The following is a 14,207-nucleotide window of genomic DNA, read 5'->3' as shown; positions in this document are numbered from 1 at the left end:
ACCCCGCTTGTTTCAAATACGCACTACATCAAGTGCATGTGCATTCGGGTGGCCAAATTGCCCAGAACCCAGACGGTGCCAAGGATCATGATCATCAGAACCAGTGTCGAAAACAGCACCAGATGCAGATCTTCGCGGCTGCTGCGCCGACGATCGATATGCAGGAAGTAGACAAGCTGCAACACAAGCTGTGCCAATCCAAGCAACCCGATGGTCAGGTAAACCCCAACCGTTTCAATCCCATAAACCTGCGCCACGCCAAACATCGCCAAGGTCAGCAAAAGCGAGCCACCATACCCGATCACATAGCGCCGACGCTCGCGACGATGCATTTCAGAGCGCTTATCCATAGGTCAGACCTCCGAAATACACGATGGTAATGATGCCAATCCAGATCAGATCGAGAAAATGCCAGAACAACGCCAGCCGCACCACGCGCGAAATAACCACATCCGTCATGCCCTTGACGCGTAGCTGGATACCCAAAACGATCAGCCAAAGGCATCCAGTCGCAACGTGCAGACCATGAAGCGGGACCAACCCAAAAAAGGCTGACAAAAAACCGCTGCGCTGCGGAATGCCGCCTTTTTCCGCCATGGCCATGAAGTCACGCACTTCCAGCACCAGAAAACCAAGCCCCAGCGCAAGAGTGACGCCAAACCACAAGACAATGCGACCGCGCGGCAGATTGTACTTCAGCGCCAGCATGGCAAGACCCACTGTCAGGCTGCTGGTCAGCAGTGTCAGGGTTTGCGCAAAAACACTTTTCAGATCAAACAACTCGTGCGGGCCAGGACCACCTGCCTGCGCATCGATCATCGTTATGTAAATCGCAAACATCAGGCCGAAATAGACCAGATCGCTCATCAAGAAGACCCAGAACCCAAAGGTGACAACCTCGGCCGCCTTGTGGGCGCTGGCGTGATGTTCCCCTAGATTGATACCGGGATAGCTGTGTGTCGGCGCGCGCTTCATGTCGCCACCTCCAGATCCGGGCGGGCAAGGCCGCGGTTTTCCGAAGAAGTTTCAGAGTCACGATCAACTGCGGCTTCGCTGTGGACCAACGCCAGCCAGGCTTCGTGATCCCTTCGCACCTCTTCCGCGGGGATGGTGAGTTCTGTACTGTCATCAAATGTCCAGATGATCACCGCAAGGATCATCAAAACCGTCATTATCGCGGCAAGCCACCAGATCCACCAGACCAGCGCAAATATCCATATGCCGCTGAGAACACACAGGACAAAGCCAATTCCCGTGTTTCGGGGCAGTTCGATATCTTCATAAGCGTCTGGTGTTGGATAGGCCGTTCCTTTTGCCTTCTGTGCCGTGAATTCATCCCGATCCGTAACCTTGGGGATGATCGCAAAGTTGTACGCGGGAGGCGGTGAAGGGATAGTCCATTCCAATGTGCGACCATCCCAGGGATCCCCAACAGGAACGCGGGTTTGGTCGCGGTCACGAATGCTGACCCATAGCTGGATCAGTACCGAGAACAATCCACAGGTAATAACTATTGCTCCGATGATGGCCACAATCATGAAAGGGTGGAAAGACGGATCGCTATAGCTGAAAGAGCGGCGTGGCATGCCCAATAGCCCGACGAAATAGAGCGGCATGAATGTCAGCAAAAACCCCCCGGTCCAGCAAAAGACAGAAACCCGGCCCCAGAATTCGTTCAGTCGGAATCCAAAGGCCTTGGGGAACCAGTAATTGTATGCCGCCAACAATCCGAACAACACGCCAGGCAATAACGCGTTGTGGAAATGAGCTACCAAAAACAGCGTATTGTGAACCTGGTAATCTACGGTTGGGTTTGCCAGGATCACACCGCTCAGCCCACCGATGGCAAACAGCATCAAAAATGACAGCCCATAGAGCATCGGCACCGAAAACCGAATGCGCCCCCGCCACAGCGTCGCCATCCAGTCATAGACTTTCACGCCGGTTGGGATGGCAATCAGCATGGTCGCAATACCAAACACCGCGTTGATCAGCGCGCTTTGACCCATGGTAAAAAAGTGGTGCAGCCAGACCGTGAACGACAACACTGCGATCGACATGGTCGCAATAACAAGCGAGTTGTAGCCATAAAGCCGTTTGGCCGAGAAGGTCGCAAACACCTCGGAATAGATGCCATAAGCAGGCAAAACCAGCAGGTAAACCTCGGGGTGGCCGAACAACCAAAACAGATTGGCATAGTTCATCATGTTGCCACCGAGGTCGTTTGTGAAAAAGTGGAAATCAAGATAGCGATCAGCGGCAAGCATCAGCGCGGCGACACCCAAAGGCGGCATAGCAAAGACGATCAGGATCGAACTGCAAATGATTGTCCAGCAATACATCGGCAGCCGCATGAACGTCATGCCCGGCGCGCGCAACTTGTAGATCGTAACGGCAAAATTGATACCCGTCAGCGAGGTGCCAATGCCCGAAACAACGATGGCCCAGATCCAGTAATCCGGTCCAACACCGGGATTGAACGCTGCGCCGGTATACGGTGGATAGGCTGTCCAGCCGCCGGTCGAAAACTCTCCAATCACCAGCGACACCATCAGCATCATGCCTGACGAAACCGTAAGGCCCAGACTAATCTGGTTTAGTCGCGGGAACGCCACATCGCGCGCGCCGATCATCAGCGGGACAATGTAATTCGCAACACCAAAGACAAAGGGAACGGCAACAAAGAAGACCATGATTGTGCCGTGAGTGCTGAAAAGCTCGGCAAAATGTTCGGCTTCGAGGAAACCGTCGCCGGGCCCGGAAGCCTGCTGCGCGCGCATGACAACGCCTTCAAGCACACCGCGCGCCAGCATCACGATGGCAAAGACGATATACATGATACCGATCTTTTTGTGATCGACGCTGGTCAGCCAATCGCGCCACAGGGGTGTCCACAGACGAAACCAGCTCAGCAATCCTACGACAACCACAGCGCCAATAATCACAACAGCTGCGGCTGTATTGGCCACAATCTCATTAGTATTTGGGTTCTGGATCAACCCGGCAATCGGAAAAGCGTCCCAACTCAGACGCCCGAAGAAACCTGTCTCGGTCGGCGTCATTTTTGCGCCTCCTGCCCAAATGATGCAGTTCCAGGCTGTAGATCGATGGGCAGCGGCTGACCGCTGTGGTAACGGCTCAGGATATTCTGAAACAGATCGTCTTCTATTGTGAAGTAGAGCGCATCATCCGGCATCCGAGATGTTCCCAAAGCGGCCTGAACTTCATCCCTGTCGGTCCGCATGGCCAGTTTCCGATACGTTGCCACATCTAATTGGATGCTGTTGTTACGCACTTTTTCGACCCAAACGTCGAAATCCTCATCACTCATTGCGATGGTGCGGAACTTCTGCTTGGTAAAGCCCCGTCCGTTGTACTGAGTGTTTTCACCCTGCATCACTTCCGGCGCATCCGCGACAAGATGTAACTGGGTGGTCATGCCCGGCATCGCATAAATCTGTCCGGCCAGCGCGGGTATCATAAACGACTGCATCACGGTATCGGTTGTCAGCGTCAATGCAACTTGCCGCTTTGTCGGAATTCCGAACTCTCCCACAGTGGCGACCCCAAGATCGGGGTACAGAAACAGCCACTTCCAATCCAGACCGACAACCTGAACCCGCAGCGCCGGATCTTCACCAAACGGTGCCGAATACGGGTCAAGCCGATGCGTCGCCTTCCAAAGATAAAAAGACAGCAAGGCCACGATTATGACAGGCACACCCCACATGACAAATTCCAGCTTGGCCGAGAAATCCCAATCCGGCGCGTAGGGCACAATGCGGTTGCTTCGGCGGCGATACCGAAACGCTATTATCGGGACCAGCACCAATACCGGGATAACGGCCAGCAGGATCAATACGGTCGCCCGAAGCAAATGCGTTTTCTGAACTGCCGCTATTGGGCCTTGCGGGTCCATAAAGCTGTCGCTGGCCAAAGCTGGTTGCGCCGAAGCGATCAACAGGAGCACAACGACAAGCCTGAGCAAGGATGGATTGGACGAAATGACTTGTGCCACAGCTGACTGTCCTCTCCTCATCTCAATCCCATGCAACTATCGGCAAGCGGGTGAAATTTCTCAAGAGTTTTCCGAACCACAAATTGCCAACCTCAACTTACTTTCAACTTTGGGTGTAAACGGCGACGGGTCGCGCGGCATCTTCCCGTTGACTTGCAAGGCCAGTCGGGACAGATAAATCGTCAATGCGTATTTTGCTGTTCACTCTAGGATTGATCATTCTGTCTCAGACCGCACTGGCACAGGATCGTGCATCAATTGAACGCCAGTTTCAGTCGTGGTTGTTGGAGACGATCTGGCCGCTGGCGCAGGCCAAAGGTGTTTCGCGCAACACACTGCAACAGGCGTTTTCCGGTGTTACTCTGAACTGGGACCTGCCTGATCTGGTTCCCCCCGGACATAAACGCAAAACGCCCAAGGCGCAAAAACAAGCCGAGTTTGGATCGCCCAGCCGGTATTTCAATCCGGGGTCAATTCAGGGCGCAACGTCTATCGGGCGCAGGATGGCGAGACAACACTCTGCCGTGCTTGCCAAAGTCGAACGTCAAACGGGCGTTCCTGCTCGTATCATTCTGGCAATCTGGGGCAGAGAAAGCGGCTTTGGGCAGGTGCCGATCCGCCATGATGCGTTCAGGGTTTTGTCGACCAAGGCATTTATGAGCACGCGCGCGGACTACTTCACAGCCGAGCTTATCGCAGCTCTGCAAATCGCGGAAGCAGGACCCCTGCCAGCCCGGCAAATGAAAAGCAGTTGGGCGGGCGCGTTAGGACAACCCCAATTCATGCCATCAAGCTATTTGGCTTACGCCGCAGATGGCAACGGCGATGGACAGGTCGATATCTGGGGGTCATCCGATGATACAATCACATCGATTGGCAACTACCTGAAACAGCACGGCTGGATCCCCGGGCGTGACTGGGGTTTCGAAGTGTCTGTGCCGGCAACCGTATCATGTGCATTGGAAGGACCTGATCAGGGGCGGTCAATCCAGCAATGGGAAGCGATGGGCATAAACCGGGTCTCGGGTAAACCTTATCCAGCTCACGAGCTGAAGGGTGCAGGTTACCTGATGATGCCGGCTGGACGATTTGGTCCTGCTTTTCTTGTCACTCCGAATTTTTACGTTCTTAAGGAATACAACAAAAGCGATCTGTATGCTTTGTTCGTCGGCCACGTCGGTGACAGAATCCAGTTTGGAAGCGGCGATTTTAAAGGGCAATGGCGCAAGGTCGGCGGCTTGTACCGTTCTGATATAGCAAAAATGCAGGGCGCGCTGGAAAGCTTGGGGTACGATGTTGGAGGCGTTGACGGCTTGCCAGGTTTCAAAACCCGCCGATCCATAGGCAGATGGCAGGAAACGAAGGGTGTTGCACCCACCTGTTTTCCCGAAACCTCGATGACAACGAAACTGGTCCGATAAGGCGCCAAGCATGCGTTGAACGGTACCACGCGACTTGCTTGAGCATCTTATCGCCGGTCGCAACAGACCGCCGTTATCACCAATCTTTGCGGTTCCGATCATATTGTTGCCCATTCGAAAACGGACTAGATGCGTCAGATCATGTATTTCCAAGAAGCTCGGATGTTTGCCGACGGGATACTTGTGTACATAAGACACGTTACTTGACGCAGCTTGCGACTAAGTGAGCCGTGTTAATTTCAGTTGCACAGTCCCTGCCATCCAAATTCTTTTCGGCCGCGCAGTCCTAAACTACTCGTCATAACAAGGCGCTATGCCCATCCAAAGAAAATATGCAGGACTCCGTCCGGGAGTTTTTCAAGACAACCGACGCCGCTCCAAACATATCAACTTTCCGTGAACGACAAATCGTCGTCAGATTTTTGGCACAGAGTTATAGCGGAAGGGTCTCTGGGAACTGTGGTTCAGGCCTTGTATACAGGAAACACCGGAGTCGGCTTTTGACTCATCTGGACCGAGGTGGCACGATTTGGTCAATAACGGCCGGCACACCGGGCATGATTGATTGACGCGGTTTTGAAGACTAAGAGGACATTCCGGATGTTTTCTGCTTTTCCGGCCAAGTTTTGTTTTGAGAGGCACCATGACACGCAAAGTCACCAAAGCAGTTTTTCCAGTGGCGGGAATGGGAACCCGGTTTTTGCCGGCAACCAAATCTGTTCCGAAAGAGATCATGACGTTGGTGGATCGCCCGCTGGTGCAATATGCAATCGATGAAGCGCGCGCCGCTGGTATCAAAGAGTTCATCTTTGTGACGTCTCGCGGGAAATCCGCGCTTGAAGATTACTTTGACCACAACCTTGTCCTCGAACAGGAGTTAATGGCCAAGGGCAAAAACAAGCTTCTCGATATCCTAAACAAGACCAATATGGAAAGCGGCGCGATTGCCTATATCCGCCAACACAAAGCCCTGGGGTTGGGGCATGCTGTATGGTGTGCACGCCGTTTGATAGGCGATGAACCCTTTGCTGTAATGCTGCCTGACGATGTGATTGCTGCAGATAAACCATGTCTGCAACAAATGGTTGAAGCCTATGAGGAAACGGGCGGCAACATGGTGGCAACGATGGAAGTTTCACCAGAAAAGACCAGTTCGTACGGCGTTCTGGATGTCGTCGACAGTATCGGCCCGGTCATTCCGGCCAAGGGTATGGTTGAAAAACCCGAACCCTCAAAAGCGCCATCCAATCTGGCGGTTATCGGGCGCTATATTCTTCGACCTTCCGTATTGAACAACCTGAACGCAATGAAAACCGGAAGCGGCGGTGAAATCCAACTGACTGATGCGATCGCCGAGGATATCGCATCCGGCGTGCCCGTTTTTGGCTACAAGTTCGACGGGCAGCGTTTCGATTGCGGTTCAAAATCCGGTTTTCTGCAAGCGACAGTTTCCTTTGCCCTTGCCCGTGACGACCTGCGCGATGATCTGAGCCAATATCTGAATGACATCGTTGCAACTGGAAAAGCGGCCCAGTAGCCACGGGATCTCCCATTCCACAAAAAGAATTGAACAATATCGTTGGTCATCAGCAATTCAGGGGCACGTGTATGAACAGAACGGTCTATCCAGTCATCCTGTGTGGTGGTTCAGGAACGCGTTTGTGGCCCCTGTCGCGCAAAAGCTATCCCAAGCAATTCGTTCCACTTGTCGGAAAAACCAGTCTGTTACAGGATTGTGCCGACCGGATGCTTGGACCCTCGCATACGCCCTATGCCAAACCAATGGTTCTCACCAACGAAGCCTTTCGGTTTATTGTACCTGAACAGCTGACCGCTATTGGGATCGACCCCGGTCCGATTCTGATTGAGCCTGAAGGGCGAAACACGGCCCCTGCCGTACTGGCGGCTGCGTTGTACCTTGCCTCACGTGATCCGGATGCCATCATGCTGGTCGCGCCTTCAGATCATGTGCTTCCAAACAAGGCGGCTTTTCATCAGGCCGTCGCCACAGGCGTGCGCGCAATTGCCGAACGAAGCGATCTGGTGACATTTGGCATCACGCCCACTCGGCCCGAAACCGGGTATGGCTACTTAAAGCTGAACGACGCCCCAGACGCGTCCGGGGGTGCAGTTCGCCTGGATCGGTTCGTGGAGAAGCCGGATTTGGAAGCCGCGCAGGCGATGGTGAAAGATGGCAGTTACCTGTGGAATTCCGGCATCTTCCTGTTTGCGGTACGTGACATCGTTGCAGCATATAAAAAATACGCAAGCACCCTTGTTGCACCTGTCCAAAAGGCCGTCGACAGCGCAAAGGCAGATTTGGGGTTCCTGAGATTGGACCCTTCGGCTTGGGCTGACGTCGATGACGTCTCGATCGACTATGCGGTCATGGAAAAAGCCCCCAACCTTAGCGTGGTTCCGTATTCCGCAGGTTGGTCGGATGTTGGAAGTTGGACGGCTGTTCAAGAATTGTCAAACCCTGATGAAAACGGCACCGCGACAAATGGGGAAGTAACCACAATCGACTGCTGCAACGTTCTGATACGATCAGAATCGCCAGCTCAGGAAGTGGTGGCAATGGGGCTTGAGAACATTATCGCAGTTGCGATGCCGGATGCTGTGCTGGTTGCTAGCATGGACAAAGCCCAGGACGTCAAGCAGGCTGTCGCTGCCTTAAAGGCTAAGGGGGCCAAACAGGCAGATACGCTTCCGGTCGATCACCGCCCCTGGGGCTGGTTTGAGAGCCTCGTGATCGGTGACAGATTTCAGGTCAAACGAATCCATGTTCATCCTGGCGCTTCACTCAGCCTGCAGTCCCATCACCATCGGTCCGAGCATTGGATTGTGGTTGAGGGCACCGCCAAGGTCACAATCGATGATCAGGAACGGTTGGTTAGCGAAAATCAGTCCGTCTATATCCCGCTGGGTGCCGTGCACCGGATGGAGAACCCTGGCAAAGTGCCCATGGTTTTGATCGAAGTGCAGACCGGCACCTATTTAGGCGAAGATGACATCATTCGATATGAAGACATTTATGCCCGGGACTAAGCGGCGACATAGTTCTCTATAGGCCATACTCGGGTCGGCTTGTCCCCGGAGATACTTAGGTTAACAGATTATTTCCTGTGCGGTCGGCCAGGTCAGACGGGATTGACGCGCCTTACGGCAGAGTGGCGCGCGACCGACTTTCGGACCGACAGCCACAGGAGGACCCTCGTGTCAATGACCTCACCCAGATTGCGCCTGCCTTTTCTACAACCTTCGCAGGCTCAAAAACACGTTACTCACAATGAAGCACTGCGGCAGCTTGATCTGGTCGTACAGCTGACAGTGCGAACGACCAATTCCAGCACTCCGCCCGTAGTCCCCGAGCAGGGCGATGTCTATGCTCTAGGCGTCACCCCCACCGGGGACTGGGCCGGACATGCAGGAGAGCTTGCCGCATGGCTGGACGACGCCTGGCATTTCTTGACCCCGTATGCGGGCTGGCGCGCCTGGGACGAGGCCACTGGTGAACTGAAGTTCTGGAATGGGTCTGACTGGCTGCCCTTGCCCGTCAATACTCAGAACCTGAATGGTGTTGGGGTGGCAACAAGTTCGGACGCTACGAATCGCTTGTCTGTCCGAAGCCCGGCAACGCTTCTGAGCCATGAGGGCGGCGGGCATCAGCTAAAGATCAACAAGGCGGGTGCCAGCGATACAGCATCGCTGGTGTTTCAGTCGAACTGGACCGGTCACGCTGAAATGGGGTTATCCGGAAGTACGTGGTTTTCAATCAAAGTGTCCCCTGACGGAGGTACCTGGACGGAAGCTCTGACTTTTGACCCCGCGACCGGAACAGCGGCTGGTGCAGCTGTTCAGGGCAATGCGACGGATACCACTCCGGGTCGCCTGATGCGTGCCGACTACGGTTATGGGCCGGGTAACCTTCTGGGGTCGGTATCAGAAGTTGGCGGTATACCAACCGGTGCGGTCATAGAGCGCGGAAGTAACACCAATGGCGAATTTACACGTTTTGCCGATGGAACCCTGATCTGCACCGCCGCGTTGCTTCCTGTCGCATGCACGGCCGCGGAAGGCGTATTGTTCGCAAGCGCTGCAATGACGTGGAACTACCCAGCTCCATTTTCCTCTGCGCCAAGCGTTAGTGGCAGCGCTGGAGCCAATAATCGTTTCATCGGGTTTGATGTGCCCGGAAACACTCAAGCCACGTGCAAAGCCCTCTCTGTAACTTCGGATACAGCGGCTTTTTCACCAAGTGTCATCGCCATAGGGCGCTGGTTCTGAGCACAGCTGCCGCCTGAACTGTGGTTCGGGCGGTTTTTTTGCGTCGTCGGTCTATTTCTATAGCAATCGCCAATTCCATTGGACCCGCTACAGGCGCCTTGCTCCGGGCGAAAAGTGGGCGGCGCAACACCGCCCGCTTACTGGCTGTTTATTACTGGTCCATGCCCAGAATTGTATCTTTTCAGCTGACAATGGACGTGATTCAACAAGTTCTGCGCAGCACGACGGATTGTAAAAACTCTGTTCCCGCGCATATTGCCTCAAAAACAACAAGAAAACATGGGAACTCAGCAACCATACCTGTAAATCATTGAAACCGGCGCTGGATTCTTCGATTTTGCCCGCGCCGTTGATAGTAATTGGTATAAAAGGATTAGGCAGATGCGCATTGCAATGATCGGCACCGGGTATGTGGGCCTTGTTTCCGGTGTGTGTTTCTCGGACTTCGGTCATGATGTGATTTGCGTTGATAAGGCTGAGCAGAAGATCGATATGCTCAAAGCCGGACAGGTGCCTATTTATGAACCAGGTCTGGACGTGCTGATGGCGCGAAACGTCGCGGCTGGCCGCCTGAGCTTCACAACCGATCTTGCAGCCGCAGTGGACGGCGCGGATGCTATCTTTATTGCAGTTGGAACGCCAACCCGGCGTGGAGACGGCCATGCGGATCTGACCTATGTGATGGCAGCGGCGGAAGAAATCGCTCAGGCTGTCACCGGGTATACCGTTATCGTCACAAAATCGACTGTGCCCGTCGGAACAAACCGAAAAGTGCAGGAAACAGTCAAGGCCGCTAACCCCCTGGCCGAATTTGACGTGGCTTCGAACCCTGAATTCCTTCGCGAAGGCGCGGCAATAGACGATTTCATGCGCCCGGACCGCGTTGTGGTCGGCGTCGAAAATGACCGCGCTGCCGAGGTGATGGCAGAAATTTACCGCCCTCTTTACCTGCGCGACTTCCCGATCCTGACCACCGATCTGGAAAGCGCCGAGATGATAAAATACGCCGCCAACGCGTTTCTAGCGACCAAAATTACCTTCATCAATGAAATCGCCGGGCTATGCGAAAAAGTTGGTGCGGATGTCAAAGAAGTATCGCGAGGCATTGGCCTTGACGGGCGGATTGGCAACAAATTCCTGCATGCAGGACCTGGCTACGGTGGTTCATGTTTTCCAAAAGACACGGCCGCGTTGGCCCGGATCGGGCAGGACCACGCGCATCCGATGCAAATCACCGAGACCGTCATCCGCGTGAATGACGAAATCAAGAAACGGATGATCGAGAAAATTCGTGACGCATGTGACGATCATTTCAACGGCAAGACCGTGACGGTTCTGGGTGTCACGTTCAAACCCAATACGGACGATATGCGCGACGCGCCATCACTGTCCATCGTCCCCGCCCTGATAGGCGGAGGCGCAAAGGTGCGTGTTGTTGACCCACAGGGAAAATCTGAAGGAGAGGCGCTTTTGCCGGGCGTCGAATGGTGCGACGATCCGTACATCGCCGCGCGGGGCGCGGATGTTGTTGTGCTGCTGACGGAATGGAATGAATTCCGCGCGCTGAACCTTTCCGAAATTGCGGCGTCAATGAAATCAGCCAGGATGGTCGACCTGCGCAACATCTACTCGAAAACTACAGCGCTGAAATCGGGGTTCGAAACCTACGTCGGCGTTGGACGCTGAAAGCACCCGTCCAATCATACCGTTTCGCAAGTAGTTGACGGATCATAGTGCGGCTGTCCAAACCCGGTAGCGGCCTTGTCCGGTGACTTCGCGCACCAGACCTCTCCGGGTGAACAGGTCAAAATTCCGTTGAACCGCCGCGCGGGAAGAATTGGTAAGTTCTTCTGCAAGTGGGGCCGAGACCATCGGCCACGCCGCCAGAGCATCAATCAGACGCGGGGGGGTGCGACCGCTCAGATCCTGCGTCGCGTCGCGGGCCTTACCCTCCCAGACACTGATCCTGTCGAGGTGCAGCAAAGCCGCAAGAACAGCTTGCCCGGCGCCCTGTATCCAAGACCCTAACTTTTCCGTCGGCCCACCTGTTCCGCGCAACGCACCCGGACCAGACAACGCCAGTGGCATGAACATTGCGCCGCCCCGCCCCATCGAAGCCGCGTGCCGCGCTGCGATGATTGCCGCCTCGGTGTCTTGTCCGACCCCCTGCGAAACCGCTCGCCATGCATGAAACGCGATGGCCGATTGTGTCACCGGGTGCAGCCTTTCAGCATTCCGCATGACTTCGGCCAGATCAACGATCGCTTCAGGCGTCGCATCGGCCCCCTGAGCCAGACGGTCGAGAAACGCGGTCAACCCGCTTTCCCACCCGCCTGTCGCAGGGCCCGCGCCAGAGCTCAGACGGCGCACGGCCCAACCTGCCCGGAACAGCGCCTGCACGTCATCGTGGGTCGCGCCGATCCTCAGACCCGTCCACAAAGCCAGGCGGTCCACGCTGACCCGATCCCCTGTCCACCACCCCAGATCGGACGTTTCCATAAGTGCCAAACGATGCGTCCACCCCTCAGGCCCCGAACGCAGCCGCTCATCCAGAGCGCCAAAGGTCAGGGCAAGATCAGCAAGCTCTGCCGACAATTCTGATTGTGCCGAATACCAATCGCGCGGATCGAACAATGGGCGCTGATCCGATCGGGGACCAGGCAAAAAGAAACCTTCCTCCACGTCCTGGTCCGGGGGCAAAAACCAAGGGTCGTCTTCTTCTGCCGGATCACCGTCATAGATGCTGGCTGGGCCAAGATCATCGACCTCGTCTTCTGGAAGGGGCATGGTTTTCTTCGACGTCATACCCGGCATTCTTCGGGCATTTGCAACAGTTCACAAGGTTTTTCCATCAGCCCGAGAATGTACGGGTCAACACTTCCAGTTCGTTGCTTAAATCCGTCTGCGGGGAACTGCCCAACAGCATATATCCATAACCGCCCTGCTCCCATTTTGCAGTTGCCAAACCGCTCAACACCGTTTGTTGAACTTCGGTATCTGCGGCATTCGGTCCCTGGCGAATGACACAGAAGGCAAGTGGTTGACCCTGATCGTCGGCAAAAACCACTTGGATCAAGGGCTTGCCTTTGAATGAAAGAACCTGCGCCCGCTTCAGCTCCAACCCTGGCAACGCTTCCAGTGTTTCCTTATTCAGCGATCGTCCCAGCTCGGCTTCGGCCATTGCAAATTGTTTGGTCAGCGACGCGTCCGAACTGTCCAGCGATGCAATCGTTTCCGGCACGTAAAGTGATTGATAGATCGCGGCCTGCTGGGCCCAGCTTAAGTCTGCTGGCCGGGTGGCCCAGAATGTTACGGCGACGGCTGCAAACGCCGCGCTGGCAGCCACCGCAACAAGACGCAGAAACCCGTTATTGGCGGGCCGCGTCGTTTTTTCCGGAAGGTCCACCTTCGGCGCTTCAGCGGGCAGGTTCTCAAAAACATCCCGAACAACAGGCGCAATCGGATCCAGCGCCATCAGACGATGTTCCAACGTAGCGTCATCTTCAACCGCAACATCAATAGCGCGGGTCTGAGCCTCATCCAGGCTGCCTTCCAGATACGCTAATAGCGTCTCGTCGGAAAACGTCATTTGCCACTCCGTCGCGCGGTGTCCGCTGCATCAACCTGCATCACAGTTTTAAGTTTCTGCCGGGCATTCGAAAGCCGGCTCATGATCGTGCCAATTGGAACCTCCAACAAAGCGGCGGCTTCGCGGTAACTGTACCCCTCAACGAAGACGAGCATAACCGTTTCGCGCTGTGCCTCTGGCAACTGCATCACTTGAGTAAACACTTCAGCCGCAAAAATATTCGTTTCCGTGTCCGGTCCCGTTGCAACCAGATCCGCTTCGGGGGTCACCGACAGCGCCTGCGCGCGCCGAACCGACCGCGAACGCAGCTCATTCAGCCAAATCGACCGGCAGATTGTCATCAACCAGCTGTCCAGACGGTTGTGCGACGTCACCTGATGATGTCGTTCAAGCGCGCGCAAACATGTGGCCTGTAACAAATCATCGGCTACATCCGAGGCACCCGATAATGCCAGCGCAAACCGCCAGACACGCTTCGAATGCGTCTGAACCGCATCGCGGACGGCTTGTTCAGAAGTCATCTCAGCTCTCATCGAATGATCGCGACCTGCTTGTGTTTCTCAATCGCGGATCGGACCCGCAAGGGCAGAATTGCCATATTTAGCAGTGAAATGAAACGAAACTCCTGTTCCAAGCAGTCACGTTTGCGTCTGTAATTGTTGCAGCGCCTGTTTCTGCAACCAACTGGGTGTTGGATACTGGCCATTTGCGGCAGTTGTATTGGTTTCGACCAAAGGCATGGTGTTCCAAAGCACATAAGCCGTTCGATTGCGGTTATGGGTTGCTTGAGTTTTTTTGGTATTGGTTGCGGGTTTGGTGGTGAGGTCTTATTTAGCGTGTTTGGATGTTGGGATGGGTTGGTCTGCCGCAGGGTTGCATCTGTCCTTTAGGC

Annotated in this window: 12 protein-coding genes; 5 read left to right on the top strand and 7 right to left on the bottom strand. The window is 54.9% G+C overall.

All coding sequences use genetic code 11. From position 1 onward, the window contains the following. Nucleotides 1–23: 23 nt before the first annotated feature. Genes ACR0AD_RS11140 through ACR0AD_RS11125 form a run of 4 tightly spaced genes read right to left on the bottom strand, consistent with a single transcriptional unit; the run spans nt 24 to nt 4,039 of the window. Entirely contained in the window at nt 24–350 is a 327-nt protein-coding gene (locus ACR0AD_RS11140; RefSeq protein ID WP_480483630.1) for a cytochrome o ubiquinol oxidase subunit IV, read from the bottom strand. Then, nucleotides 343–975 carry a cytochrome c oxidase subunit 3 gene (locus tag ACR0AD_RS11135; protein WP_480487347.1) on the bottom strand — a complete coding sequence of 211 codons (633 nt, stop codon included), beginning with the start codon at nt 973–975 and terminating at the stop codon, nt 343–345. Before ACR0AD_RS11135 ends, ACR0AD_RS11140 begins: the two co-directional genes overlap by 8 nt. Beyond that, on the bottom strand, nt 972–3,062 hold the full coding sequence (locus ACR0AD_RS11130) for a cbb3-type cytochrome c oxidase subunit I (RefSeq protein WP_480487345.1): 2,091 nt from the start codon (nt 3,060–3,062) through the stop codon (nt 972–974). The genes ACR0AD_RS11135 and ACR0AD_RS11130 overlap by 4 nt, the downstream gene beginning before the upstream one ends. Next, complete coding sequence (locus tag ACR0AD_RS11125) at nt 3,059–4,039, bottom strand: cytochrome ubiquinol oxidase subunit II (protein WP_480701012.1); 981 nt, start codon at nt 4,037–4,039, stop codon at nt 3,059–3,061. Before ACR0AD_RS11125 ends, ACR0AD_RS11130 begins: the two co-directional genes overlap by 4 nt. Nucleotides 4,040–4,203: 164 nt before the next feature. Here ACR0AD_RS11125 and ACR0AD_RS11120 point away from each other — a divergent pair, with 164 nt between their 5' ends. The 5 genes from ACR0AD_RS11120 (at nt 4,204) to ACR0AD_RS11100 (ending at nt 11,412) form a co-directional block, all read left to right on the top strand. Continuing rightward, nucleotides 4,204–5,439, top strand: coding sequence for a lytic murein transglycosylase (locus ACR0AD_RS11120; protein ID WP_480487341.1), 1,236 nt, complete (start codon nt 4,204–4,206; stop codon nt 5,437–5,439). A gap of 643 nt (nt 5,440–6,082) precedes the next feature. Further along, complete coding sequence (locus tag ACR0AD_RS11115; RefSeq protein WP_480483625.1) at nt 6,083–6,976, top strand: UTP--glucose-1-phosphate uridylyltransferase; 894 nt, start codon at nt 6,083–6,085, stop codon at nt 6,974–6,976. Between the two features lie 71 nt (nt 6,977–7,047). After that, nucleotides 7,048–8,487 (top strand): mannose-1-phosphate guanylyltransferase/mannose-6-phosphate isomerase, encoded by a 1,440-nt coding sequence (locus ACR0AD_RS11110; RefSeq protein ID WP_480483624.1) that lies wholly within the window; start codon nt 7,048–7,050, stop codon nt 8,485–8,487. A gap of 174 nt (nt 8,488–8,661) precedes the next feature. After that, on the top strand, nt 8,662–9,726 hold the full coding sequence (locus ACR0AD_RS11105; protein WP_480483623.1) for a DUF2793 domain-containing protein: 1,065 nt from the start codon (nt 8,662–8,664) through the stop codon (nt 9,724–9,726). Nucleotides 9,727–10,107: 381 nt separating this feature from the next. After that, on the top strand, nt 10,108–11,412 hold the full coding sequence (locus ACR0AD_RS11100) for a UDP-glucose dehydrogenase family protein (protein WP_480483622.1): 1,305 nt from the start codon (nt 10,108–10,110) through the stop codon (nt 11,410–11,412). A 42-nt stretch (nt 11,413–11,454) separates the two neighbouring features. Here the strand turns inward: ACR0AD_RS11100 and ACR0AD_RS11095 are convergent, their stop codons facing one another. The 3 genes from ACR0AD_RS11095 to ACR0AD_RS11085 form a co-directional block, all read right to left on the bottom strand. Further along, on the bottom strand, nt 11,455–12,513 hold the full coding sequence (locus ACR0AD_RS11095) for a helix-turn-helix domain-containing protein (RefSeq protein WP_480483621.1): 1,059 nt from the start codon (nt 12,511–12,513) through the stop codon (nt 11,455–11,457). Nucleotides 12,514–12,577: 64 nt separating this feature from the next. Beyond that, nucleotides 12,578–13,315 (bottom strand): anti-sigma factor, encoded by a 738-nt coding sequence (locus ACR0AD_RS11090; RefSeq protein WP_480483620.1) that lies wholly within the window; start codon nt 13,313–13,315, stop codon nt 12,578–12,580. Beyond that, entirely contained in the window at nt 13,312–13,836 is a 525-nt protein-coding gene (locus tag ACR0AD_RS11085) for an RNA polymerase sigma factor (protein WP_245220757.1), read from the bottom strand. The genes ACR0AD_RS11090 and ACR0AD_RS11085 overlap by 4 nt, the downstream gene beginning before the upstream one ends. Nucleotides 13,837–14,207: the final 371 nt, after the last annotated feature.

The sequence above is a fragment of the Ruegeria sp. BH8 genome, from assembly GCF_056538065.1.
Note: the sequence above shows the minus strand (reverse complement) of the source record. Positions and strands in the feature narration are given on the sequence as shown.